The organism is Novosphingobium sp. (assembly GCF_039595395.1).
Lineage (GTDB): Bacteria > Pseudomonadota > Alphaproteobacteria > Sphingomonadales > Sphingomonadaceae > Novosphingobium.
In genome coordinates this window covers 313,642-339,043 of the sequence record NZ_JBCNLP010000006.1, presented here as the reverse complement: position 1 = coordinate 339,043, position 25,402 = coordinate 313,642, and the positions used below count along the sequence as shown (strand labels likewise).

The window sequence follows — 25,402 nt, the reverse complement described above, 5'->3', positions numbered from 1 at the left end:
GCCTGATCGGGGCAGGCCGGTTGCCAAGGGAGAGGATCGCATGCGGGAAGAGCGGCTGGGCATGAGGGCGGCATCATGAGCCTCCTCTCATGGCATCGCGGGCTGGACGGTGAGGGGCGCGCGGCCTTCCGCAGCTCCTACACCGGCTTTGTCATCGATGCGATGAATGTGCAGCTCTATGCCTTTGTGCTGCCCACCTTGCTGGCGCTGTGGCACCTCACCCCGTCGAGCGCCGGGCTGCTGGCCTCGACGGTGCTGCTGGCGGGGTCGGCCGGGGGCTGGCTGGCCGGGGCATTGTCCGACCGGATCGGGCGCATCCGCATCCTGCGCGTCTCGATCCTGTGGCTGGCGATCTCCACGCTGCTGTGCGGTCTGGCGCAAAACTATGACCAGTTGCTGTGGGCAAGGCTGGTGCAGGGCTTCGGCTTCGGGGCGGAATGGGCCGTGGGCGTCGTCTTCATGAGCGAGATCGCCCCCTCCGCCGTGCGGGGCCGCCTGCTGGGCACGCTGCAAAGCGCATGGAGCGTGGGCTGGGCGCTGGCCGCCGGATCGACCGCTCTGGCCCTCACATGGCTGCCGCCCGAGCCGGGCTGGCGCGTCAGCTTCGCCCTGACGCTGATCCCGGCGCTGATGATCTTCCCCTTGCGCCTGCGCCTGTCCGATGCGCCGATCTTCCAGCAGAGCGCCACGCGGCACCGCTGGCACGGCATTTTCGCGCGGGGCCTGCGCCTCGACACGCTCAAGGGCAGCCTGCTGGCGACCGGCGCGCATGGCGGCTATTGGGCGATCGCCACCTGGTGGCCCACGATGCTGCGGCTGGAGCGGGGCCTCTCCCCCGCGCAGACCGGGCTGCATATGGCCGCGCTGGTCGGCGGCTCGCTGGGCGGCTATGGGCTGGGGGCATGGCTCAATGACCGTGCCGGACGGCGGGCCACGCTGGGCACCTTCACATGCGGGGGTCTGGTCACGGTGCTGGCGATCACCCGCCTGCCGCTTTCGGACCTGCAACTGCTGGCGCTCACCCCCATGCTGGGCCTGTTCACGCTAGGGATCTTCAGCACCGTGGGGCCGGTGCTGACCGAGATCTATCCCACACCCTTGCGCGGTTCGGGGCTGGGCTTCTGCTACAATGTGGGGCGCGCTCTGGCCGGGATCACCCCGCTGGCGATCGGCAGCAGCATGGCCACGCTGGGCTTTCGCCATGCCATCGGGCTCTATGTCGCGGGCGCCTATCTGATCGTGCTGCTGGCGGTCGTGCTGCTCCGGGAAACCAGAGGCGTGGATTTCTCCGCCCGCCAGCCTGCCTGAACCGCTTATGCTCACGTTCACGCTCACGTTCATGCTCACAGTGCATCACACAGTCTAACACCCCTGCTTCGACAAAAGGTCTATCAGAACAACCACTCGCACACGCTGAAGGAAGACCGCCATGCCGCGCCCATCATCCGGCTCTGCCTCTGTCCTGGCGATCGCTATCACGGGCCTGACCCCGCCATGACGGATACGGAGACGCCACTCCTTCATGACCGGCCCCGCGACCGGATCTCTTTCGGCCCCTTCGCCCTGTCCCCGCGCGAGCGCCTGCTGACGATGCATGGCGCGCCGGTGGAGATCGGCGGGCGCTCGCTCGACCTGCTGATCGTGCTAACCGAGCAGCCCGGTCGGGTCTGGTCCAAGCGCGAGCTGCTCAACCGCGTGTGGAGCGATGTGGTGGTCGAGGATGGCAGCCTGCGCTTCCATATGGCCGGGCTGCGCAAGCTGCTGGGCGAAGGCAAGGGCGGCGCCCGCTACATCGCGACGCAGGTGGGCGTGGGCTATGCCTTTGTCGCCAAGGTCGAGCGGCAGGCGATGGTGCGCGCCGGCCTGCCCATGCCGCTGCTGACCGAAACGCCGGCAACGAACACACGCCATCTGCCGCCGCGCATGCCCTTGCTGATCGGGCGCGAGCATGACGTGCGGCTTTTGAGCGAGCGGGTGATCGACACGCAGCTTTTCACCATCGTGGGGCCGGGCGGCGTGGGCAAGACCTCGCTGGGCGTCGAGATGGGGCATGTGCTGGCCCCGGCCTTTCAGGGCCATGTCGCCTTTGTCGATTTCAGCCTGCTGGAAAATGCCGCGCTGGTGCCCGGCATGATCGCCAGCGCGATGGGCATCGTCGTGCAGAGCGACGATCCGCTCGCCGTGATCCTGGGCCATATGCGCGAGCATCCGATCCTGCTGCTGCTCGACAATTGTGAGCATCTGATCGAGGAGGTCGCCCATCTGGTCGAACGGCTGATCGAGGCCGCGCCGCATGTCCGCATTCTGGCCACCTCGCGCGAGCCGCTGCGGGTGCGCGGCGAACATATCCATCGCCTCAACGCGCTGGCCTGCCCGGAGGAGACAGACGCGCTCTCCGCTCGGGAGATCCTGGCCTATCCCGCCGTGCAACTGTTCCACGACCGCGCCTGCGCCGCCGACACCGCCCTGACCATCGACGAGGAGGCCGTCCAGCTTATCGCGGGCATCTGCCGCCGTCTGGACGGCATGGCGCTGCCGATCGAGCTGGCGGCGGTGCGCGTCGCCACCCATGGCATTCACGCCACCGCCCGCGAGCTGGGGGAACGTTTCAGCCTTGGCTGGGCCGGCCGCCGCACCGCCTTGCCGCGCCAGCAGACGCTTCAGGCCATGCTCGACTGGAGCTACGGCCTGCTCGGCGCGGTGGAACGCATCGTGCTAGAAAGGCTCTCGGTCTTCGTCGGCCCCTTCTCCATCGATGCCGCGCTGGCCGTGGCCGCCGATGACATGCTGGACAGCGAGGCCGTGGTCTCCGCCTTGTTCTCGCTGACCGCCAAATCGCTGATCGCGCCCAAGCTTTCGCCCGACGGCAGCATTTACCGCCTGCTGGAAATGACCCGCGCCTATGCGCGCGAAAAGCTGCGGCTGCGCGGGGCGGAAGCTTTCAACCAGTCCGCCGCCCGCCATGCCGGTTTCTTCCTGGCCGAGCTGGGGGCGGTCTCCGGCGAGGAGGAGAGCCTGATGCCGGACACGCAGCCGCTGCGCCAGCAGGTGGGCAACATCTGCAGCGCGCTGGAATGGTGCTTCGGGCCCGAGGGGGATCGTGACATGGGCGTGCGTCTGGCCGCCGCCAGCACGCCGGTGTTCCTTAACCTCTCGCATCTGGGCGAGTGCCGCAACTGGTGCGCCCGCGCGCTCGAGGACATGGCCGAGGCCCGCCACGGCACCGCGATCGAGCTGGAGCTGCAGGGCGCTCTGGGCATCACGCTGATGTTCACGCGGGGCAACAGCCGCGTGGCGGGGCAGGCGCTGTCCCGCGCGCTGGAGGTGGCCACCGCGCTCGACGACCGCTGGAACCAGCTTCGCATGCTGGGCCGCCTGCATATCTATCACGAGCGGATCGGCGATTATGCCATCGCCATGGAGCTGGCCGGGCGCGCGGTGAGGGTCGCCGGGCGGATCGGCGATCCCGAGGCGATCGGCATCGCCTATTCGCTGTCGGGCATTTCGCAGCATCTGGCCGGAAACCAGCGCCGCGCGCGTGAGGAGCTGGAGATTTCGCTGGCCCATTGCCCGGTCTCCAGCCGCAACCGCACGATCCATTATGGCTTCGATCATCGCAACCGCTCGGGCATCGCGCTGGCCCGCACGCTGTGGCTCTCCGGCCATGCCGAGCAGGCCGCGAGTCTGGCCCGGCAGACGGTCAGCCTGGCCTCGCGGCTCGATCATCCGGTGACGCATTGCATCGCGCTGATCTGGTCGCTGACGCTGCATATCTGGATGGAGGATTTCGCGACGGCGCAAGAGACGCTGGAGGCCTTCACCACCTGCGCTCAGGTCAATGCGCTTGGCCCCTATATGGTCGCGGCCGCCGGATTTCGCGGCGAGATCGCCATCCGCAGCGGCAGGAGCGGCGAGGCGCTGACCGAAGTCGAGGACAGTCTGGCGCGCCTGCGCGCGGCGCGCTACGAATTGCTGACCACACCCTTCTCGATCACGCTGGCGCGCGGCCTGATGCTGGAGGACCGGCGGCAGGAGGCGCGCGATGTGATCGCCTCGACCATCCTGCGCTGCGAAGCCATCGGCGAGGAGGTCGCCCTGGCCGAGTTGCTGAGCATGCAGGCCGAGATCATGCAGGATGCTCCCGAGACCGCCATCGGCCTGCTGCGGGAGGCGCTCGACATCGCCCTGCGTCAGGGTGCCCGCGCCTTTGCGGTGAAGGCCGCCATCGCTCTGGCCACCCGCCTTGAGGCGCTGGACCGGAGGGACGAGGCCATCCACGCCCTGGCGCGGGCCCTGCGGGATGCCGACAGCGCCGACACCCCCGATCTGCGCCACGCCAGAGAACTCCGGGCGGCATTGCGCCGTTAAACGGCGATCCTAAAAGCCCAGTTCGCTCAGGGTCGGGAAGGAGGAGGGGCGCCGCCCATCCGGCCAGCGCAACACGCGCTCATGGTCCTGAATGGGGTGTTCGTTGGCCGCGGTCAGGCGGCGGATCACCAGCCCCGCGCGGTCGAACTCCATCTCCTCGCTGCCATAGGCGCGGAACCAGGTGCCGCTGTCATTGCGAAATTCCGACGCGAAACGCATGGAGAGGCGCCCCTCGCTTTCCGCCCATGGCTCGAAGATGGTGTGGAAGTCGATCTCGCGCCGCGACTGGCGTTCGACATGGGTGCGGATCTGCTCGCGCCCCCAGAGGAAATGGACGCGGGCCCGCCAGAAGCAGTCGATCGAATTGCTCATGATGATCGCGCCCAGATCGCCGAGGTTCCACGCATTTTCAGCGTCACGAATAAGCATCTGGGCGGCCTGACTGATGCTGGACATTCCCGTTCCCGAACTGGCCGGGAACGAGCGATCCGCATGACCATCACGCCGAACGCCGCGATCCCGATGTTTCCGCTGCCGTTCTAGCCCGCTGCCTGCCACGCGGACCAGTTAGGAGTTGTTAGTTGATCACGGATCGACCGGTTGCTCAGCCCGGTGCCTCGCCATGGCGATAGCGGATCCGCAGGAAGCGGCGGTTGATGCACCAGCCTGTGGCGCCCCGCTCGAAGCCCAGTTCGTAACGCCCGCCGCAGGTGAAGCGGCGGCCCGGCTCCTCGCCCATGGCGCCCATGGCAAGGCAGGCGGTGACCACCACATCGATGGCCGCATCGGCGCTGCGCCCGCGCTCATCCACAGCGATCACCGGATTGGCGAGCAGATGATGGGTCCAGACGGTGCGCGACAGGCGCTCCATCGCATCGCGCGCATAGGTCTCACGCGGAACGCAGGCGCCCTGATGCGCGGGCCCGCTCCATACTTCATCGGCCAGACAGGCGCGATAGGCCGCCTCATCCCGGTCATCGCCCGCCTGGGCAAGACGCGCGGCCAGACGGTAGATCGCCCATTCTTCGGCCCTGTCCATCATCGCCTTCCTCCACGGTGCTGCTGCCAGCCTCGATAGGCCTGGCAGAACCGCTTCACCCGTTAGTTGCTGTGATGACGCGTTAGGACCGGCCCACCTCCCCTTCCCTTGCGGCGATGCCCTCCCCATTGTCCCGGATTGTTGCATGCCGCATCCAGATTAACCGGGCTAATCAAGACAATGCTTCAGCCCCATCTGATGCGGGACACTGGCAGTGAAAGGATGGGACATGAACATGAATCTCGATAACCGGCGTGCTCTGGTCACCGGCGCGTCAGCGGGTCTGGGCGAGGCCATCGCGCGGATGCTGGCGGCGGAAGGCGCGGCGGTGGTGGTGCATGGCCGCAACCGCGCACGCGCCGAGCAGGTCGCGGCAGACATCATCGCCAGCGGCGGCAAGGCCGATGTCGCCATCGGCGATCTGGCCAGCGATGAGGGCGCCGCCGCTGTGGTGGCGCAGGCCCTCTCGGGCGGCGAGGTGGATATTCTGGTCAACAATGCCGGCCATTACCATCATCTCGACTGGCACAGCGCCACCCCGCAGGTCTGGGCAGAGAGCTATCAGGTCAATGTGGTCTCGGCAGTGCGGATGATCCAGGCTCTGGTGCCTGCCATGGTCGCGCGCGGCTGGGGGCGGGTGATCCAGATCGGCGGCGGCCTTGCCGAGCAGCCGACCGCGCAACTGCCCGATTATCAGGCCACGCTGGCTGCCCGGCACAATCTGGCGGTGTCTCTGGCCCGGCGGCTGAAGGACACGGGCGTCACCTCGAACATCGTGGCGCCCGGCGCCATTCTGGTGCCCGCCGTCAAGGAGTTGCTGGAGCAGATCGCCCCGGCACGCGGCTGGGGCGAAAGCTGGGAGAAGATCGAGAGCGGCTGCGTCAGGGATATGGTGCCCAATGATATCGGCCGCCTTGGCCGCGCGGAGGAGATCGCGGGCGCGGTCACCTATCTCTCCAGCGAACTGGCCGCCTATGTCAGCGGCGCGACGCTGCGGGTGGATGGCGGCACGGTGCGCTCGGCGTTCTGACGCCGGTTGCCGAAAGGAAGACCATGAAGACGACAAACATCCTGCAGCCGGGGCACCATATGGTGGATGTCGCGGGCCTCGCCCAATCCTGCCATGTCGCCGGGTCCGGCCCGGTCTGCGTGGTCCATCCCGGCGGGCCGGGGATCGACTGGGCCTATCTGCGCATGCCGCGCCTCGAAGCCTTTATGACGATGGTCTATCTCGAACCGATCGGCACCGGCCTGTCGGGGCGGCTAGGCACCCATCCGCAAGGCTATACAGTCGAGCGTTACAGCGCGCAGCTTGATGGCTTCCTCAAGGCGCTGGATCTGCGGGATGTCTTTCTGCTCGGCCATTCGCATGGCGGCTTTGTGGCGCAGCATCATGCCCTGGCCCATCCGGAGCGGCTGCGGGGGCTGATCCTCTATGACAGCGCTGCCGTCACCGGGCCTGCCTTTATGCAGGCGGCGGATGCGGCGGTGCGTCAGGCGGCGGCGACCTATGAGGATCGCGATCTGGCGGCAGAGGTTCTCGCCGCATGGGCGTCCATCCCGTCCATCCGCGACGATGCCAGCTATACCGCCGCCATGCGCGGGTTGTTGCCAGCCTATTTCGCCGATCCGCTGAGCCCGGCGATTGCCACGCTGCGCGACGGGCTCACCGCCAGTTTCGTGGTGGGTGACAACACGCCTTTCGATGTGAGAGAGACGCTGCGCGATCAGCATCTGCCGACCCTCGCCATCGTGGGCGCGCAGGATTTCATCTGCGGCAAGGCCTGCGGCGATGTGCTGCAGCAGACAATCGTTGGGTTGGAACGGGTCGATATCGCCCATGCCGGGCATTTCGCCCATATCGAGCAAGCCGATGATTTCGCGGCGTCTATCCGTGCTTTCGTCCTGAAGCATCGGCCGGGCTAACAGGCTTTCACAGCAACTAACGGGCATGACGGGCAGCGATCTGTCATGCCTCTGGTCGAGTCCCCCCCCCCCCACAGCCTTGGGGCAGCCTTGGGAAAGACCAGACCATGCGCATCTTCGATCAGGCCTATATCGACGGCGCCTTCCGCCCCGTACTCGGGCGCGAGGAGCTGACTCTTGTCGATCCGACCAGCGAGGTGGAGACCGGCCGCCTGCGCCTCGCCGATGCACAGGACGCCAAGCTGGCCGTCGATGCGGCGAGCCGCGCGCTCCCCCTGTGGGCCGCCTCATCCAAAGCAGAGCGGATCGATCTGCTCAACGCTCTGGCCGAAGCCGTCGAGGCCCGCGCCGATGTGCTGACCCAGGCCACCATCGAGGAATATGGCGGCCCGGTGGAACAGGCCCGCTGGCGCGCGGGGCTGGCCGCCGCCAACTTCCGGATCGCGGCAGGGCTGCTGGCGGATTTCCCCTTCACCCGGTGGATCAACCAGACCGAGGTGGTGGCCCAGCCTGTCGGCGTGGCGCTGCATATCGTGCCGTGGAACAGCGTCTACAATGCGATCAGCGTCAAGCTGGCCGGAGCGCTGGCCGCCGGTTGCCCGGTGGTGGTCAAGCCCAGCGAGTTCAGCCCATGGCAGGTCTCGCTGCTGTCCGAATGCTTCCACGCCGCCGGCGCCCCGTCGGGCCTCATCAATGTGGTGACCGGGCTAGGCCCTGTGGTGGGCGAGGCGCTGACCGCCGATCCCCGCATCCGCAAGATCTCCTTCACCGGCTCGACCCCGGTGGGCAAAAGCATCCTGCGGGCGAGCGCGGAGCGCATCCAGCGCGTCACCCTGGAGCTGGGCGGCAAGGCGCCGACGATCGTGCTCGACGATGCCGATCCGGCGCAGGCGGCAAGGCAGGCGCTGGCCATCGGCTTTACCAACAATGGGCAGGCCTGCATCGCGGGCACACGCATTCTGGTGCAGCGCGGCCGGATCGAGGCCTTCAGCCGCGCCATCGTCGAGGCCGCGCAGGCCATCGTGCCGGGCGATCCGCGCGACCCGCGCACCACGCTGGGGCCGCTGGTCAACCTGCGGCAATATGAGCGCGTCGGCGCCTATATCCGCAGGGGGCTGGAGGAAGGCGCGCGCCCGATCATCGGCGGCGAGGGCCGCCCGGAAGGGCTCGAACGCGGCTATTTCATCCGCCCCACCGTCTTTGCCGATGTCACCCATGATATGGCCATCGCGCGCGAGGAAATCTTCGGCCCGGTGCTCTGCCTGATCGCCTATGAGGATGACGAGGACGCCATCCGCATCGCCAATGACACGCCCTATGGCCTGCACGCCTATGTGCTGGGCCGCGATCTGGCGCGGGCGCGGGGCATCGCGGCGCGGCTCGATGCCGGGCGGGTGGCGATCAACGGGCTGGTGCATGAGCCGCTCGCGCCCTTTGGCGGCTTCAAGGAATCGGGGATCGGTCGCGAATATGGCCTGTCGGGCATCGAGGATCACCTTGAACTCAAGGCGATCAGCGGCGGCGCCTGACCATTCCAGCCACATCGTTGAGGAGAAGAACCATGAGCACGATCGAAAACCGTCTGGCCCGGCTCGGCCTGATCCTGCCGACAGCCGCTGCGCCCGTTGCGGCCTATGTTCCCGTGGTCGAGATGGGCGGCTTTGCCCATGTCTCGGGCCAGTTGCCGTTGATCGAGGGCAGGCTGGTGACGGGCCGCCTCGGGCAGGATCTCGCCCTGGAGCAGGGTGTGGAGGCGGCGCGGGCCTGCGCGCTGATGATCCTGGCGCAGCTTCGTCTGGCGCTGGGCTCGCTCGACCGTGTCGAGAGGATCGTGAAGCTGGGCGGCTTCGTCAATTCGGCGGAAGGTTTTGTCGACCAGCCCAAGGTGATCAATGGCGCCTCGGAGCTGATGCTGGCCGTGTTCGACGACGCCGGTCGCCATGCCCGCAGCGCGGTGGGCGTCCCCACCCTGCCGCTGGGCGCCGCTGTCGAGGTGGATGCGATCGTGGCCGTCCGGCCTCGGGTCTGAGGGGCTGGTGGCCACACTTTGGCGGGGCCGCCTGCTTTCAGCGGAAGGGGTAGCGCGCAAGCAGCTCCCAGGGCCCGCCGCGATACCACCATGCCGCAAGGCCGGTGATGCGGACAGGGCGGGCGCGAAACTCTTGCGCCAGCCGGTTCTGAAGCGCGCGGGCCTCTTCCGGCGTGACCTTGTTCTGGATCGTGACATGGGGCCGCCATGGGGCGGCGTCCTGAGGGATCAGCAGATCGGCAAAGGCCTCGGCCAGTTCCTCGCGCAGCAGGGCCAGGGCGGGCGACCCTATCCGGATGGCGGTGCCGCGTCCCAGATTGATGATCCCCTCTGCCATGGCCGTCGGCGGGCGGCAGCGGGTCAGCAGGCTCAGCCGCTGTTTGAGTTCCGGCTCGATGGAAGGCGGAAGGTGGTGGAACAGCGTCAGATGCGCGTCGAGCTGGTTGCGCTCGGGAGGGAAATGGGCCCGCCTCAGCTCGTTGAGCCAGCCGAAATCATCCGGCCCCAGCAACGCCGAGATGATGATGGGAGCGCGGGCCCTATCCGGGGCTGTGGTGGTGGCCATGGCGCCATCATGCTCGCTGGCGGGCATGGCGACAAGGCATGGCCGCGCGCATCAGGACGCAATCATCGCCTGCAAGCTGGCGACCAGATCGGCCTCGGCGGCGGGCTTGTCGCGGCGGATGCGGGCGATGCGGGGAAAGCGCATCGCCAGTTTCGACTTGTGGCGGTTGCTCTCATGGATGGAATCGAAGGCCACCTCGAAGACCAGAGTCTTTTCCACCTCGCGCACCGGGCCGAAGCGGTTGGTGGTGTGCTGACGCACGAAACTGTCGATCCATTTGAGGTCCTCATCGGTAAAGCCCGAATAGGCCTTGCCGACCGGCACCAGCTCTCCACCCTGATCGGGCGGGGCCGTCCAGCAGCCGAAGGTGTAATCGGAATAGAAGCTGGAGCGCTTGCCCGAACCGCGCTGGGCATACATCAGCACGCAATCGGCGGTGAGGGCATCGCGCTTCCATTTGTACCACAGACCCACCCGGCGCCCGGCGACATAGGGGCTGTCGCGGCGTTTCAGCATCACCCCCTCGATGGCCGCATCGCGCGCCCCGTCGCGCAGCAGGGAGAGGGCATGGAAATCGGCGGCTTCGATCAGCAGGGACAGGTCGAAGCGCGCGGCGGGCAGACCGGGCATGATGCTCTCCAGCCGTTGGCGCCGCTGGCGCCACGGCAGGGCGCGCAGATCTTCGCCGCCATCGAGCAGCACGTCATACAGCCGCACGAAGGCCGGATACTCCTCCAGCATGCGCGCGCTGACCTGCTTGCGGCCCAGCCTTTGCTGCAGGGCGTTGAAGCTGGCCGCGCCGCCTTCCGCGCCGCCCTGATGGCTGCCGCGCACCAGCAGCTCTCCATCGAGCACGCCGTCGCGGGTGAAATCCCGCGCGACCTCGGGAAAGGCAGCGGAGATGTCGTCGCCGCCACGGCTGTAGAGCCTTGTCTCGCCCCCCATGCGCACCAGTTGCACGCGGATGCCGTCCCATTTCCACTCGGCAGCAAAATCAGCGAGATCGACCTGCTCCTCGCCCAGCGGATGGGCCAGCATAAAGGGGCGGAACACCGGGCGATGCGCGGCGTCTGGCCGCGTGCCATGCCCCCGCGCCCAGGCGAAAAGATCGGCATAGGGCGGCTCCACCGCATGCCATGCCTCCTCCACCTCATCGAGAGGCAGGGCAAAGGCCTGCGCGAAAGCCGTCTTGGCCAGCCGCGCCGAGACGCCGATGCGCAGCGCCCCCGTCGCCAGCTTGAGCAGGGCAAAACGCCCCTTGGCATCCAGCCGGTCGAGCAGCGCGGCCAGTCCGGCATGGACAGTGGCGCGCGTCATCGCCGCAAGCGCCGCGACGGCCTCACTCAGCCCCGGAGGGTCGGCAGGCCGGTCGGGCTCGGGCCAGAGCAGGCTGACCGTCTCGGCCGTATCGCCGACATAATCGCGCGACAGGGCGAACAGCACCGGATCGACCCGCTGCCCGATCAGCGCCCGCACCGCCGAGGGCTTCACCGCAGGAAAATCCAGCCCGCCGGTCAGGGCGGCCAGCGCCCAGCCAGCATCAGGATCGGGCGCGCGGCGCAGATAGGCCGCGATCAGCTCCAGCTTGCCGTTGCGGGACCGCGTGTAGATCAGGCGGTCGATGAGGGTGCCAAAATCCTCCACGCTCAATCGTCCTCATCCTCATAGCCAACCAGATCGAGCGGGCGGGCTTTCAACTGATGCGTCTGGCACCAGTGGACCAGCGCATCGTCGCGGCCATGGGTGATCCAGGTCTCGGCGGGCGAGAGTTCGCGGATTGTGGCGGTCAACTCGTTCCAGTCGGCATGGTCGGAGATGATGAGCGGCAGCTCGACATTGCGCTGCACCGCGCGCTGGCGCACCCGCATCCAGCCCGAGGCCATGGCGGTGATGGGATCGGGCAGGCGGCGGCTCCAGCGGTCATTGAGCGCGGAGGGCGGGCACAGGATGATCTGCCCCGCCAGTTCCTCTTTCGAAGCCTCGCTGACCAGCCGCAGATCGCCAAGGTCGATGCCATGCTCGGTATAAAGGCGGCACATCGCCTCCATCGCCCCATGCAGCCAGATCGGCGCGGTGTGGCCCGCCCGCCGCAATTCGGCGATCACCCGCTGCGCCTTGCCCAGCGCATAGGCGCCCACCAGCACGCAGCGGTCGGGATGTGCGGCGCTGGTCTCGATCAGGCGGGCGATCTCGCCGGTGATGGGCGGATGGACGAAAACGGGCAGGGCGAAGGTCGCCTCGGTCACCAGAATGTCGCAGGGCACGGGCTCGAAGGGCAGGCAGGTGGGATCGGGGCGGCGCTTGTAGTCGCCGGTGATGACCACCCGCTCGCCCTGCCTTTCCAGCACGACCTGCGCCGATCCCAGCACATGGCCTGCCGGGGCCAGCCATGCGGTGATGCCATCGCCCAGCGTGAGACGCTCATGCAGGGCGAGCGGATGAGCCCCCTCGGCCACGCCATAGCGCAGCGCCATGATGGCCAGCGTTTCGGCCGTGGCGATGGTCTGGCCATGGCCGCCGCGCGCATGATCGGCATGGCCATGGGTGACCAGCGCCCGGCCCACTGCCACCGAAGGGTCGACCCAGATATCCGCGCCGGGCAGATGGATGCCCTGCGGTGTCGGCGTGATCCATGAGGATGCTGCTATGGCCATGCCCTTCCCTGCCCGGCGTCGATCGTGCTCTTGAGAAAGCACTGCGGGGATATCTCGTTCCGCGAGCGGCGCGAAAGGGGGGAAGGCCCATCGTCAGGGCATCACGGCTGCCACGCATAGGTCACGGGCGCTGTCACCTCCGGCGGGATCGCCGTCAGCCCGGCACCCCGCTTCGCATCATCGCACGCCGCGGCATCGACAAAACCGCTGTAGGCGCCATGCGTCAGTGTCGGCGCATCGCGCAATTCGACATCGCCATACAGGCTGGCCGTGCCGCCGATGACCGCCCCGTGCTCGAACTGGCCGATGCCCAGGAAGGTGGTGCGCACCACCGCATCATCCTTGATGGTCACGCCATCGGTGATCAGGCTCAGCGCGCCCACCACGGCTCGGCCCGACACTTCGCCGCCGCGCACAATGGCATGGTCCTCGATCCGCGCATGATCCAGCACGCGCCCGCCCAGCACCTGAGCATAGGGCCCCACATAGGCCTCGGGGGCGACCTGCGCGCCCGGTCCCACCCAGCCGCCGCCATGGGGATGGCGATGCGCGCCGGGCACAGGAGGCGGCGCATCGCGCTCGAAACCATCGGGCAGGGCGCCCTCGAAACGCGCCATCCATGGGTAGCGATAGATCGCGCCATAGGGCTGCTCCCAGCGGATCGGCTCGAAGCGGGATGGCGTGCCCATCACCACCATATAAAGCCCGACATCATCGGGTTTGAGCGGAACGGTCATTTCCCCCTTCGCCCCGGCCATCACGGCGCTGATGCGGCTTTGCCCCGAAGCGCCCACCGCCACCACGCCCCAGCGCCAGTCCGAGGCCGGCTGCGGCAGGGTCGCGGGCTCATCGTTCAGCGCGGGCAAGCTTGCAATGGCGGGCTTGTCCTGCACCATGCCGCGGAAACGCACGCGCAGCGCCTTCGCGCCCGCATCGGGCACCAGCCGCACCAGATTGTAGCCCCAGCGCTGCGGCGCCTGATAGGAAGGCACGGCAAATTCGCGCCTGCCCGCATCGACCGGGTCCAGCCGCGTCAGCCGGGCAAAACGCTGGCCTTCGCTGGCCTCATTCGCGCCATAGCTGCGGCGATAGGCCTGCCCCTGATCGCGCCCGTCCGGATCGGTGTAGTCCCAATGCACATTGCGCAGCGCCCATTCGCCCATCACGGTGTTCAACTGCGCCAGCGACCAGCCCTGATTCCGCATCAGCACCTTGAAGGGGTCTTCCTCGCCATAGCCGGGCTCGCCACGTTTGTAAGCATGGCGCCAGATGCCGTTCACGCCGTCATAGCCCAGCCGGTCCTTGAGATATTCGAAGATCTGCCAGTTGCAGTAGCGGTCGCGGGTGGAGCCGAGATAGAGATGCGGGGTGTTGATCAGCATCTCCGAACAATGGGGGTTGTCGCGAAAGAGGGGCAGTTGATGCGTCATCCAATTGGCGTGGCTTTCCCACATCCAGCCGGTGAAGGGCGAATCCTGCATGGCGCGCGTCGATCCCTGCAAGGCATGGGTCAGCTCATGCGCCAGGCCCCAGCGGTCCTTCAGGGCGGGCGGGCCGATCCACATGCCCATGTCGCGATCCCCCGTCGGGCCGCCTGTCAGGCCGAAGGAGGGATCGAGATTGACATTGACCTTATGCTTGTCGGCCGTGTCGCAAAAGGGTTCGGGGAAACGGGTGACGCCAAGATCGAAGGCGAAATCATCTTCCAGAATGGTTCCCGCCGACACGGCATCGGCCTGCGCAACCGTGCCCGGCTTCCAGCGGAAGGCGAAATGCGCGGTCTCATACTGCACCGGCTGCTCCTCCGGTGTGCCCGAGACCACGCGCCATGCGCCTGCCATGCAGCGATCGGCGGGCGGCGTGTCCGCATGAGCCGCGCCCACGCCAAGGACCAGCGACAGGGCGGACGCCACACCCCGCAGGATACACCGGGGGCTGGCCGTTCGATCCTTGGCGGGCATCGTGCTTCAAACTCCTTGCATGGATGATCGTATACGGTATATTTTTATCATGCAGAATCGCAATGAAAATATCGCCATCATCGGCGGCGGCATCCTTGGCATGACCACAGCCCTCGCGCTGCTCGATGCGGGCCATCGCGTCACCATCTTCGACCCCGATGAGGCGCTGCAGGCCGCCTCATGGGGCAATGCGGGCCATATCGCGGTGGAGCAGGTCGAACCGATCGCCTCGCCCGCCACGCTGGCCTCCCTGCCGCGCCATCTGCTCGACAGGAACAGCGCGCTCTCGCTGCCATGGCGGGCGGCGGGGGCATGGCTGCCCTTTGGCATGGCGCTGGCTCGCGCGGCGCGGCCTGCCGCCTTTGCTCAAGGTCGCGCGGCGCTCACAAGTCTGGTCTCGGGCGCGATGCAGGCCTGGGTCGATCTGGTCGAGCGCCTCGGCGAACCCGATTTGCTGATCCGCGAGGGCCACTACATCGTCTGGGATACGGCGGAAAGCGCGCGCCTCGGCATGGCGCGCTGGCAGGCGATGCAGGCCCCGACGGCCAGTTTTCGCCCTGTCACCGCGCAGGAAACCGAGGAGCTGACCCGCCTGACCGGTCGCGCGCCCGCAGGCGCGCTGCGCACCATGGACAGCGGCCAGATCGCCAGTCACACCCGGCTGCACGCCGCCCTCAAGCGCGCGATCCTGCAGGCTGGCGGCCTCTGGAAGGCCGAAGCAGCCTCGCTTCAGGTGGACAGCAAGGGCCTCTGCCATATCACCGGGCATGGCGCCTTCAGCCATGTGGTGATGGCTGCGGGCATCGGCTCTCGCCCGCTGATGGAGCATCTGGGCCACCGCGTGCCGATGATCGCCGAGCGTGGCTATCACCTGCACAGCAGCGGCACCCGCTGGCCGCAGACCATGCCGCCGGTGGTGTTCGAGGACCGCTCGATGATCGTCACGCGGTTTGAGGATGGGTTGCGCGCCTCCAGCTTTGTGGAGTTTGCCACGCCCGATTTCCCCGCGGACCCGCGCAAATGGGCCTTGCTACGCCAGCATCTGGCCGCGCTGGATCTGCCCTTCGATCTGCCCGGCAAGGAATGGATGGGCGCGCGCCCCACCCTGCCCGATTACCTGCCCGCCATCGGGCGCAGTCGCCAAATCGGTAATCTTTTCTATGCCTTCGGGCACAATCACCTTGGCCTGACGCTGGGGCCTGTTACAGCCGCGCTGATGGCAGAGCTGATCGCCGGGCAGACGCCCCGGATCGATCTCGCCCCCTTCGATCTGGCCCGTTTCAGCAGGAAAGACGCAGCATGAACAGCAAAGGCATCGGCGGTTCGGACGCCGCCAGCGAACTCGCGCAGATGCGCCCCTGGGCCGATCAGGCCCCAGCCCTATCCGCCGAGGAGTTCGCCCGGCGCATCACCCGCGCCCGCCAGTTGATGGCGCAGACCGGGGCCGAAGCCCTGCTGGTCGATGCCGGGCCCAGCCTGCGCTATTTCACCGGCCTGTCATGGGGGGCCAGCGAGCGGCTGGTGGCCATGCTGCTGTTGCCCGAGGGCGATCCCGTTCTGGTGGCGCCGCGCTTCGAACTGGGCTCGCTGGAGGCCGAGTTGCAGGTGCCCGCGCAGATCCACGGCTGGGAAGAGCATGAGAACCCGCATCTCATCCTCGCCAGCCTGCTGGAGAGCGCCCGCGTCAGGCATCTGGCGATCGATCCCGCCCTGCCCTTCGTCATGATCGAAAGGCTGCGCCGGGCGGCGCCTGCCGTGACTCTGTCAGAAGCCAGCGCGGTCATCGATGGTTGCCGCTCGATCAAATCCCCCGCCGAGCTGGCGATCATGCTGCAGGCCAAAAACATGACGCTGGAGGTGCAACAGCGCGCCGCCCGCATCCTGCGCCCCGGTATCACCGCCGGCGAGGTCACCCGCTTTATCGAGAACGCGCATCGGGCCCTTGGCGCGGCGGGCAACAGCTTCTGCATCGTGGAATTTGGCGAGGGCACCTCCTACCCCCACGGCCTGCCCGGCGAGCGGCGGCTGGGGATGGACGAGATGGTGCTGATCGACACCGGCTGCCGCGTGCAGGGCTACAGCTCGGACATCACACGCAGCTATGTCTTCGGTACGCCCACGGCGCGGCAGCGCTCCATCTGGGACCTTGAGCATGAAGCGCAGGAGGCCGCCTTTATGGCCGTGCGCCCCGGCGTGCCCTGCGAGGAGATCGACGCCGCCGCCCGCCGCGTGCTGGAACGCGCCGGGCTTGGCCCCGATTACGCTTTGCCCGGCCTGCCGCACCGCACGGGCCATGGCATCGGGCTTTCCATCCATGAGGGGCCCTATCTGGTGCGCGGCGACACCACGCCTCTGGCCCCCGGCATGTGCTTTTCCAATGAGCCGATGATCGTGCTGCCCGGCGCTTTCGGCGTAAGGCTGGAGGATCATTTCCACGTTACGGAAACAGGCGCCGCATGGTTTACCCGACCCTCGCCTGCCATCGACGCGCCTTTCGGCTGATGGATTGACCGGCCCGCTGAGCCTGATCAGCGGGCCGTCACATCACGGCCTGGGGCAACCTTGCTGAGCGCCCTCGCCAGCACGATGCACGGGAACGGGGCGCGGGGTCAGTACCTCCCATTCCTGCACCCCCACGCCCGCATGTTCATCCCTGCCGGAAGCATCGAAGACCGCGCGCAGACAGGTGGTGCTGACAGGCGCGAAAGACACATCGCTAAAGCCCTCTTCCGCCACCGGATAGCGTGCGGCAATGCTCTGCCACACGCCCCTGTTCCAATACTCCAGATGCCACGCATGCGGAGGCGCCACCCCCACGCTCGCCCCGGCGGGCTGGTCGTGAAAGAAGGCGATCCGCGCGCCATTGATCCGCACCGGCTCGGCCCAACCATATTGCACCCACGGGCGGGCGGGATTGTGCCCGGTCCATGTGCCCCACATGTCGGGCGGCAGAGGCGCATCGCGCACGATCCCGTCATTGAGCGCCCTGATCCAATATTGCACCGGCACCGGCTCGTTGGAGGCACTGGCCCGCGCCGCCGGGGCAATGTTGCGCTGAGGCGGCAGATCCATCACCGGGCGGGGCGTGGGCTGGACCATGCGCATACGCGCCGGGCTGACGCTGTCATCCCAATGCACTTCGTCAATCGCGACGCTGCGGCGGAAATGGTCGCCGCCTTTCGCATCCGCCGTGTGATAGGTGATGTACCATTTGCCCTTGAACTCGGCAAAACCGGGGTGCGATGTGGTGGAGGATACAGGCGGCAGCACCACGCCTGTGTAGGTCCATGGCCCCAAGGGACTGGACGCCGTGCCATAGGCGATGCAGGCATGGTAGACGGCGGGCGTGCAGCCATCGCCCTGCTTCACATCATTGCCCGCATAGGCCAGATAATAGGTGCCCTTGCGCTTGAAGAGCCATGGAGCCTCGAAGAAGCCTTTCAGCGAGGTGACGGCCACCGGCTCGCCCTTGGGGGTGACCATATCGCGCTCCAGCTCCATGCCGCGCAACTGGCCGAAGGTGCCCCAATAGATGTAGACGCGCCCGTCATCATCCACGAAAGGCGTGGGATCGATGTTCTGCATCGTGTTGCGCACAGGCCCGGCTTGCGAGATGATCGGCCCCTGCGGATGAGCATCCACCCATGGGCCCAGCGGCGTGTCGGACACCGCCACGCCGATGCCGAAGCAATCCTTGTCCTGACAATGATCCCGCATCACCGGGGCATAGAGGTAGAAGCGCTTGTCCCCGCCCTGCACGATCTGCCCGGCATAGGCCCGCGCCGACGCCGCCCAGGCAAAGACCTTTTCGGGGCGCAGCATGGCGGGATAGAAGGCCCAGTCGCCCGAAGCCACATCCCTGGTGGAGAGCATCTGCCATTCGTTCATGATAAAGTCGTTGACGCCGGGCGCCGCCTCATCGCGCCCGGTCAGGATGTAGAGCGTGTCGCCCACCACCAGCGGCGCGGGGTCGGTGGAGTAATAGCGGCCATCCGAGAGAATGGGATTATGCGTGGCATGGATCGCCACCGGGGCAACGGGTGCGGGGGGATAGGGCGGCATGGGAGCCGTCCCCTCCGCATGGGCGAGAGCAGGTGTGGCCAGCGCCAGCGCCGTAGCTCTCATCATATGTTGCGCAAAACCCATTCTTGCCCCCTGCCAGCCCTGTCGATCTCACGTCAGATAGTATACGATAAAAATGCTGGCAATCCCACATTGGCAGAAGCGCAACGATAAATTATCCAACCTTTCGAAGGGATGTGCCGTCACCCAGCCATTTTTCACAGATGACAGGCTGGACACAAGAAAAATATAATATACCAAATAACCCATGAGCACCCTGCGCGACATCACCATCCCGACCAGCGCCCCTTCCGCTCCCGGCCGTGCACAGGATAGACCGCAGACCAACCCCCGCCATCCGCGCGGGCTGACCGTGCTGGCCACGACCGAATTGTGGGAGCGCTTCTCCTTCTACGGCATGCAGGCGCTGCTGATGCTCTATATGACCACGCGGCTGGTGCCTCTGGCAGGCCATGGCGGGGTCTGGGGCTGGTTGGAACTGCGCAAGGCGCTGCAGACGGTGCTGGGGCCGCTCTCCGATCAGGCCTATGCCTCGCAGATTTTCGGGCTTTACACCGGGCTGGTCTATCTCACACCGCTGGCCGGAGGCCTGCTCGGCGACCGCCTGCTGGGCCGCCGCCAGACCGTGCTGCTGGGCGGAGCGCTGATGGCACTGGGCCATTTCCTGCTGGCGGTGGAGGCTGCCTTTCTGCCCGCGCTGCTGCTGCTGATCCTTGGCTCGGGCTGCCTGAAGGGCAACATCGCCACGCAGGTCGGCGCGCTCTATGCGCCTGCCGACCGGCGGCGCGACCGGGCCTATCTGCTGTTCAATCTGGGCATCAATCTGGGCGCCTTTGCCGGGCCGCTGGTCTGCGGCGTGCTGGGCGAGCAGGGCAACTGGCATTGGGGCTTTGCCATGGCGGGGCTGGGCATGCTGGTCGGGCTGGCGATCTATGTCACCGGCTGGCGTCATCTGCCGCGCGATATCGCCATGGCCCCGCCCTCCGCCGAAACGCCGCCCCCCGCCGATACGCGCCGCCGGGTCGGCGTGCTGCTGGCGCTGGTGGCGCTCACTGCCTTTTACAACATCCCGGTCGGTCAGGGTTACAACGTCTTCCCCCTGTGGATCGATGCTGCCGCCAATCGCCAGTTGGGCGGCTTTACCATCCCGGTCTCGTGGTATCTGGCCGCCGACGGGCTGGTCACGGTGCTGGCCTCGCCGCTGGTGGTGATGCTTTGGAAGCGCCAGACCGAGCGCGGGAGGCTGCCTTCGGTCGCTTTGCGCATCGGCATGGGCTGCGCCGCCATGGCGGTGGCGGATGCCCTGCTGGCGATCCTTGTTCACATGTGGCCACTGCCCCACAGCCTTGGCCCGCTGGTCGGTTACGCCTATTTCCTGCTGGCCTCCTCCGCCTATCTCTATGTCATGCCGGTGCTGCTGGCGGCGGTGGCGGGCGCAGCGCCGCCGCGCCTGACGGCCACGATGATGGGCGCGGCCTATGCCGGTCTCTTTGTCGCCAACCTCACCGCAGGCTGGCTGGCGCGCTTTTACGAACCCTGGGGAGCGGCCCGTTTCTGGGCCTTTCACGCCGCCATCGCCACCGCTGGCGCCTGTCTGGCCGTGATCGCCCGCCGCCCCCTTGCCCTGCCCGACGAACGCCCCTGACAGAAAGACACGCCTCCATGACACAAGTCCGGCACTCCAACCTCTGGCAGGCGAGCGTGGCGCTTCTGGCCCTCTGTGCCCTGCCCGGCCCGGCGCTGGCCGCACCAAAGCCGCCCGCCAAAGCCGCCGCTCACCAGAGCGAGGACGCCCGTTTCGAGCAGATCGTGGCGAAGGAATGGGCCTGGCGGCAAAAGCAGATGGCCGCCAATGAGGACAGCGACGGCGCCAACGCCATGCTGCTGCCCGATGTCAGCGTGGCCGCGCAAGAGGCCAAGACGCGCCGCTGGGAAGAGGTCAGCGCCGCGCTCGACCATATCGCGCCTGCCCATCTGTCGGAGGCCAACCGCACCAATTACGCGATCTATCGCTACCAGATCGCCGCGCTGCTCTCACAGCAGCATTATCGCGAGTATGAAAAGCCGCTCAACGCCGACAGCAATTTCTGGGGCGATGTGGCGGAAAGCGCGCGCGGCACGCTGCACAGCGCCAAGGAAATCAGCGACTATATCGCGATGCTGCGCCAGATCCCGCGCTATTACGACCAGCAGATCGCCAATATGCAGGCCGGGCTGGCGCGCGGCTTCACCCCGTCACGCATCACGATGAAGGGGCGCGAGGAGTCGATCCTGCCGATGGTTGAGGCCGCCACGCCTCAGGACAATCCCTTCTACGCCCCCCTGATGACCATGCCCGCCGGCATCCCCGCCGCCGAGCAAGAAAGCCTGCGCGCCCAGGCCGCAGAGGCGATCACGCAGGCGGTGGTTCCGGCTCATCGCAAGCTGCTCACCTTCCTGCGGCAGGACTATCTGCCCCATGCCCGCACGGCGCTGGATGCCTTCTCGCTGCCCAACGGCAAGGCCTATTATCAGGCCCAGATCCGCGAGTTCACCACGCTGGACCTGCCCCCCCGAACAGATCCACCAGATCGGGCTGGAAGAAGTCGCCCATATCCGCGCCGAGATGATGGCGGTGATGCAGGAGGTGCATTTTCAGGGCGATCTGCCCGCCTTCCTCGCCTTTCTGCGCAAGGACCCGCAATTCTATGTGACCACCCCGCAGGCCCTGCTCGACCGCGCGGCGTGGATCGCCAAGGAGTTCGACGGCAAAGCGGGCGACTGGTTCGGCCATCTGCCGCGCCGCCGCTTCGCCGTGGTGCCGGTGCCCGATGCCATCGCGCCCTTCTACACCGGCGGGCGCGGCGGGCCGGGGGTCTATCTGGTCAACACCTGGAACCTGCCTTCGCGTCCGCTCTATTCGCTGCCCGCGCTCACCCTGCATGAAAGCGCGCCGGGCCATGCCTTCCAGATGCCGCTGGCCGCGGAAAACAAGGGCCTGCCCGCCTTCCGTCAACAAAGCTACATCTCGGCCTATGGCGAGGGCTGGGCGCTTTATTGCGAGAAGCTGGGCGAGGAAATGGGCATGTATCACACGCCCTATGAGCGTTTCGGCATGCTCTCCTACCAGATGTGGCGCGCGGCAAGGCTGGTGGTGGACACCGGCCTGCACACCAAGGGCTGGAGCCGCGAGCAAGCGCAAGCCTATCTGCGCGACAACACCGCTTTGTCCGACCATGAGATCGAGACCGAGACCGACCGCTACATCGCCTGGCCTGGGCAGGCGCTCAGCTATTATCTGGGCGAGAAGGCGATTGTCGACGCGCGGGCCAGGGCGCAACAGGCGCTTGGCGCCAAATTCAACATCCGCGCCTTCCACGATATGATCCTGCAACTGGGCTCGGTGCCGCTGCCGGTGCTTCAGGCACGGGTGGAGCGTTTTATCGCGCAGGGCGGCAAGGGGCCCTATCCCAAGGAGGAGTAACAGACCAAAGGCCATCTTGTGGCTGATCGAATACCCGGTAAATCCCCCGCTTGCGGGGCAGGGATGCCCACCTTGTGGATACGCAAAGCTTTTAGTATACCACCTGCTCACCTGCCCCATATGTTTCCAGTCCCAGTGACGGGAGTAGACTGTCAAAATGAGCCTCGTTGTCCGCACTCTGTCGGAACAGATATTTGATATTCTTAGAGAGAAGATCGTGGGAGGCCAGCTCAGCAGCGAACAGCCCATTCGGCAGGACGCTCTGGCCGCCGAACTGGGGGTCAGCAAGATTCCCCTGCGCGAGGCACTGGCCCGGCTGGAGCAGGAAGGGCTTCTCTATTCACAAGCCAATCGCGGCTTTTTCGTCCGCCTGATGAGCTCCGCCGAAGCCGAGGAAATCTATGCCCTGCGGCTGGCCATCGAGCCGGCGGCGGTGGGCATGGCGGCGGTGGCCGCCAATCAGGAGGAGCGCGACATCGCCACCGCCGCGCTCAAGGCGCTGGACGAGGCTGCCCATCACGATCTGGAGCTGGTGACCGCGCGCAATCGCGATTTCCACATGGCGCTGATCCGTCCCTGCCGCCGCGAGCTGACGGTGCAACTGATCGGCCGCCTGCAGATCCAGGCCGAACGCTACACCTACAAGCATCTGGAACCGGCGGGGCGCGGCGACCGCGCTCATCTGGAGCATACGGTGATGCTCAAGGCATGGCTGTCGCGCAATGCGCAGCGCGCGGAGGAGCTGGCCGCCGCGCATATCACCGGCACGCTGGAAGATCTGCGCCGCCAGTTCGAGGTGAACTGAGGCCAAAGCGGCGGGGAAAGGCAGTGCCTTCCCCGCCCGGCTCCTATTCGGCAGGCAGTTCCTCGGCGACGCGCCCCGCCATCAGGCCGCGCGTCCGCCCGTAGAGTGCATAGATCGCCAACCCGATCGCATTCCACTCGCCAAACCGCACCAGCGTCTTGCCCGGCAGCGAGGCCATCAGATAGAGGCACCCCACCACCGCCAGCGTGCCCACCAGATAGGGCTGCGGGCAGTTGAAGATGCGCTTCAGCTCTGGCGCCCGGCGGCGCAGCACCATCAGCGACAAGCCGACCGCGATAAAGGCCAGCAGCGTGCCCGCATTGGCCAGTTCGGCGATCTCGTCGAGGCGGAAGAAGCCCGCGACACCGGCCACCAGCAGGCCGGTCACGCCGGTGATCAGTTGAGGCGTGCCGGTACGCTGCGACACGCGGGCAAGGCCCGAGGGCAGCAGCCCATCGCGCGCCATGACGAAGAAAATGCGGCTCTGCCCATACATCATCACCAGAATGACCGAGGGCAAGGCCAGCAGCGCCGCCCCGGCAATCGCCCAGCTCGCAACGGGATGACCCAGCGTGCGCAGCACCAGCGCCAGCGGCTCGGCCGATTTGCCCAGCACCTGATAGGGCAGCGCGCCAATGGCCGACACCGCCACAAGGATATAGATCAGCGTGCACAGCGCCATCGAACCGACGATCCCGATGGTCAGATCGCGCGACGGGTTGCGCGCTTCCTCCGCCGAGGTCGCCACCGCATCGAAACCATAGAAGGCGAAGAAGACGATCGCCGCCGCCGCCATCACGCCGCGGGTTTCATCGCCCTCCATATGGCTGGTGAAACCATAGGGCATAAAAGGGTGGAGATGCGACGGATCGAACACCGGCAGGGCCAGCGCCACGAACACCACCAGCGCCACCATCTTGATCAGCACCAGCACGATGTTGAGCGTGGCGCTTTCCCGCGTGCCCAGCATCAGCATGCCCGCGATCCCCAGCGACACCACCACGGCAGGCAGGTTGATGATCCCGCCACCATGCGGGCCCGAGAGCAACAGCGCGGGCAGATGCACCCCCGCCGATTGCAGCCAGCCCACCAGATAGCCCGACCAGCCCACCGCCACGGTGGAGCAGGCCAGCGAATATTCCAGGATCAGGCTCCACCCCACGACCCAGGCGATGGTCTCGCCCAGCACCGCATAGGAATAGGTGTAGGCGCCGCCCGCACGCGGCATCAGCGTGGCCATCTCGGCATAGGCCAGCGCCGCGCAGGCACAGACCAGCCCCGCCACCAGAAAGGCCAGCACCACGCCGGGGCCTGCCCGGTCAGCGCCCACGCCGATCAGCGTGTAGATGCCCGTGCCGACAATCGCCCCCACGCCCAGCGCCACCAGATGCGGCCATGACAATGTGGGCTTGAGCCGATGCCTGGCATCGGGGGCCGCCTCGCTGATCACCGGCTTGCGCAGCCCCAGAATGCTCATTCTTCTTATCCCCCAAACCCTAGTCAAACCACCGAGAAGCCGGCCCAGAACGGGTCTTCCCGGTCGATCCATATGGTGTTGAAACCCGTCGCCACCGCGCTGCCCTCGATCGAGGGGATGATGGCTGGTGCCCCCATCAGCGTGGTTGCTGCCTCGACCCGTCCGATGAACCGGCTGCCGATATAGCTCTCGTGGACGAAGCGATCCCCTACGTTAAGTTGCCCCTTGTGGACCAGATGGGCGAGGCGCGCCGAGGTGCCCGTGCCGCAGGGGCTGCGATCGATGGCGCGTTCGCCATAGAAGACGGCGTTGCGGCCATCGGCGCCCTCGCCACGCGGCTTATCGGCCCAGAGCACATGGCTGACACCGCAAATGCGCTCGTCCAGCGGATGGGTGGGCGTGTAGACCGCGCGCACCAGCTCGCGGATGGAGCGGCTCAGTTCGACAATGCGCGAGGCGCCCAGATCGTCGAGGCCGGTGTAAGCGCCCTGCGGCTCGACGATGGCATAGAAATTACCGCCATAGGCCACGTCCAGCGTGAGTGGGCCGAAACCGGGTACATCGATGTTGATGCCCGTGGTGGCGACGAAAGCCGGGACGTTGCGGATGCGCACCCAGGTCACCTTCTGGCCCTGTGTGCCGTATTCGATATCGATCACCCCGGCGGGCACCTCGATGCGCAATTGGCCGGGCGTGCGGGGCGTGATCAGCCCGTGCTCCAGCCCGAAGGTGACCAGACCGATGGTGCCATGGCCGCACATCGGCAGGCAGCCTGACGTCTCGATGAAAAGGATGCCGCAATCGGCCTCCTCCTGCGTGGGCGGGAACAGAAAGCCGCCCGACATCATGTCATGCCCGCGCGGTTCGAAGCACAGGCCGGTGCGGATCCAGTCGAAGCGCTCAAGGAAATCGGCGCGGCGCTCGATCATGCTGGAGCCGCGCAGCAACGGCGCCCCGCCCGCCACGAGGCGGACGGGGTTACCGGCTGTGTGGCCATCGATGCAGAAGAAATGATGGCGCATGCAGGTGACT

Annotated in this window: 20 protein-coding genes and 1 pseudogene; 12 read left to right on the top strand and 9 right to left on the bottom strand. The window is 66.9% G+C overall.

The features are described 5' to 3' along the window. Nucleotides 1-75 precede the first annotated feature (75 nt). Together ABDW49_RS21685 and ABDW49_RS21680 are read left to right on the top strand one after the other, a co-directional pair. Entirely contained in the window at nt 76-1,308 is a 1,233-nt protein-coding gene (locus ABDW49_RS21685; protein WP_343615163.1) for an MFS transporter, read from the top strand. Between the two features lie 186 nt (nt 1,309-1,494). Next, nucleotides 1,495-4,368 (top strand): winged helix-turn-helix domain-containing protein, encoded by a 2,874-nt coding sequence (locus ABDW49_RS21680; RefSeq protein WP_343615162.1) that lies wholly within the window; start codon nt 1,495-1,497, stop codon nt 4,366-4,368. A gap of 9 nt (nt 4,369-4,377) precedes the next feature. Here the strand turns inward: ABDW49_RS21680 and ABDW49_RS21675 are convergent, their stop codons facing one another. Next, the gene (locus ABDW49_RS21675; RefSeq protein WP_343615161.1) at nt 4,378-4,824 is read right to left on the bottom strand and encodes a DUF1348 family protein; all 447 of its coding nucleotides are present in this window, start codon (nt 4,822-4,824) and stop codon (nt 4,378-4,380) included. A 148-nt stretch (nt 4,825-4,972) separates the two neighbouring features. Beyond that, nucleotides 4,973-5,410: a nuclear transport factor 2 family protein gene (locus ABDW49_RS21670; RefSeq protein WP_343615159.1), complete on the bottom strand. Its 438-nt coding sequence runs from the start codon at nt 5,408-5,410 to the stop codon at nt 4,973-4,975. 226 nt (nt 5,411-5,636) lie between these two features. On the opposite strand from ABDW49_RS21670, the gene ABDW49_RS21665 reads away from it, so the two are divergent. The 4 genes from ABDW49_RS21665 to ABDW49_RS21650 all read left to right on the top strand — a co-directional run bounded on the left by ABDW49_RS21665 (nt 5,637) and on the right by ABDW49_RS21650 (nt 9,362). Beyond that, complete coding sequence (locus tag ABDW49_RS21665; RefSeq protein ID WP_343615156.1) at nt 5,637-6,437, top strand: SDR family NAD(P)-dependent oxidoreductase; 801 nt, start codon at nt 5,637-5,639, stop codon at nt 6,435-6,437. A 23-nt stretch (nt 6,438-6,460) separates the two neighbouring features. Then, nucleotides 6,461-7,333, top strand: coding sequence for an alpha/beta hydrolase (locus tag ABDW49_RS21660; protein ID WP_343615154.1), 873 nt, complete (start codon nt 6,461-6,463; stop codon nt 7,331-7,333). Nucleotides 7,334-7,440: 107 nt separating this feature from the next. Beyond that, nucleotides 7,441-8,862 (top strand): aldehyde dehydrogenase family protein, encoded by a 1,422-nt coding sequence (locus tag ABDW49_RS21655; protein ID WP_343615152.1) that lies wholly within the window; start codon nt 7,441-7,443, stop codon nt 8,860-8,862. Between the two features lie 32 nt (nt 8,863-8,894). Next, nucleotides 8,895-9,362, top strand: coding sequence for a RidA family protein (locus ABDW49_RS21650; RefSeq protein ID WP_343615150.1), 468 nt, complete (start codon nt 8,895-8,897; stop codon nt 9,360-9,362). A 37-nt stretch (nt 9,363-9,399) separates the two neighbouring features. On the opposite strand, the gene ABDW49_RS21645 is transcribed toward ABDW49_RS21650, so the two are convergent. From ABDW49_RS21645 to ABDW49_RS21630, 4 genes are all read right to left on the bottom strand, one after another. After that, nucleotides 9,400-9,927, bottom strand: coding sequence for a 2'-5' RNA ligase family protein (locus ABDW49_RS21645; protein WP_343615149.1), 528 nt, complete (start codon nt 9,925-9,927; stop codon nt 9,400-9,402). A gap of 51 nt (nt 9,928-9,978) precedes the next feature. Further along, entirely contained in the window at nt 9,979-11,571 is a 1,593-nt protein-coding gene (locus ABDW49_RS21640) for a cisplatin damage response ATP-dependent DNA ligase (protein ID WP_343615148.1), read from the bottom strand. 2 nt (nt 11,572-11,573) lie between these two features. Next, complete coding sequence (locus tag ABDW49_RS21635; protein WP_343615146.1) at nt 11,574-12,581, bottom strand: ligase-associated DNA damage response exonuclease; 1,008 nt, start codon at nt 12,579-12,581, stop codon at nt 11,574-11,576. Between the two features lie 101 nt (nt 12,582-12,682). Next, a complete protein-coding gene (locus tag ABDW49_RS21630) occupies nt 12,683-14,542 on the bottom strand; it encodes an Svx/AvrXca family virulence/avirulence protein (RefSeq protein WP_343615144.1) in 1,860 nt (619 codons plus the stop codon). A gap of 19 nt (nt 14,543-14,561) precedes the next feature. On the opposite strand from ABDW49_RS21630, the gene ABDW49_RS21625 reads away from it, so the two are divergent. Next, nucleotides 14,562-15,845, top strand: a complete 1,284-nt coding sequence (locus tag ABDW49_RS21625; protein ID WP_343615143.1) for an FAD-binding oxidoreductase — start codon at nt 14,562-14,564, stop codon at nt 15,843-15,845. Next, nucleotides 15,842-17,044 carry a Xaa-Pro peptidase family protein gene (locus ABDW49_RS21620; RefSeq protein ID WP_343615142.1) on the top strand — a complete coding sequence of 401 codons (1,203 nt, stop codon included), beginning with the start codon at nt 15,842-15,844 and terminating at the stop codon, nt 17,042-17,044. The genes ABDW49_RS21625 and ABDW49_RS21620 overlap by 4 nt, the downstream gene beginning before the upstream one ends. A 42-nt stretch (nt 17,045-17,086) precedes the next feature. Here ABDW49_RS21620 and ABDW49_RS21615 read toward each other — a convergent pair whose 3' ends face one another. Next, complete coding sequence (locus tag ABDW49_RS21615; protein ID WP_343615140.1) at nt 17,087-18,688, bottom strand: family 43 glycosylhydrolase; 1,602 nt, start codon at nt 18,686-18,688, stop codon at nt 17,087-17,089. Nucleotides 18,689-18,872: 184 nt separating this feature from the next. Between ABDW49_RS21615 and ABDW49_RS21610 the strand changes: the two genes are divergently transcribed. The 4 genes and pseudogenes from ABDW49_RS21610 (at nt 18,873) to ABDW49_RS21595 (ending at nt 22,893) form a co-directional block, all read left to right on the top strand. After that, nucleotides 18,873-20,270, top strand: coding sequence for a peptide MFS transporter (locus ABDW49_RS21610; RefSeq protein WP_343615139.1), 1,398 nt, complete (start codon nt 18,873-18,875; stop codon nt 20,268-20,270). 17 nt (nt 20,271-20,287) lie between these two features. Next, nucleotides 20,288-21,118: pseudogene (locus ABDW49_RS21605) on the top strand (DUF885 family protein); the annotation flags it as partial. After that, nucleotides 21,084-22,088, top strand: coding sequence for a DUF885 family protein (locus ABDW49_RS21600; protein WP_343615137.1), 1,005 nt, complete (start codon nt 21,084-21,086; stop codon nt 22,086-22,088). The pseudogene ABDW49_RS21605 and the gene ABDW49_RS21600, both read left to right, overlap by 35 nt. A 157-nt stretch (nt 22,089-22,245) precedes the next feature. After that, a complete protein-coding gene (locus ABDW49_RS21595; protein WP_343615135.1) occupies nt 22,246-22,893 on the top strand; it encodes a GntR family transcriptional regulator in 648 nt (215 codons plus the stop codon). A 43-nt stretch (nt 22,894-22,936) separates the two neighbouring features. Here ABDW49_RS21595 and ABDW49_RS21590 read toward each other — a convergent pair whose 3' ends face one another. Both ABDW49_RS21590 and ABDW49_RS21585 read right to left on the bottom strand, forming a co-directional pair. Continuing rightward, a complete protein-coding gene (locus tag ABDW49_RS21590; protein ID WP_343615133.1) occupies nt 22,937-24,370 on the bottom strand; it encodes an amino acid permease in 1,434 nt (477 codons plus the stop codon). A 23-nt stretch (nt 24,371-24,393) separates the two neighbouring features. Beyond that, nucleotides 24,394-25,392 (bottom strand): 4-hydroxyproline epimerase, encoded by a 999-nt coding sequence (locus tag ABDW49_RS21585; RefSeq protein ID WP_343615131.1) that lies wholly within the window; start codon nt 25,390-25,392, stop codon nt 24,394-24,396. Nucleotides 25,393-25,402: the final 10 nt, after the last annotated feature.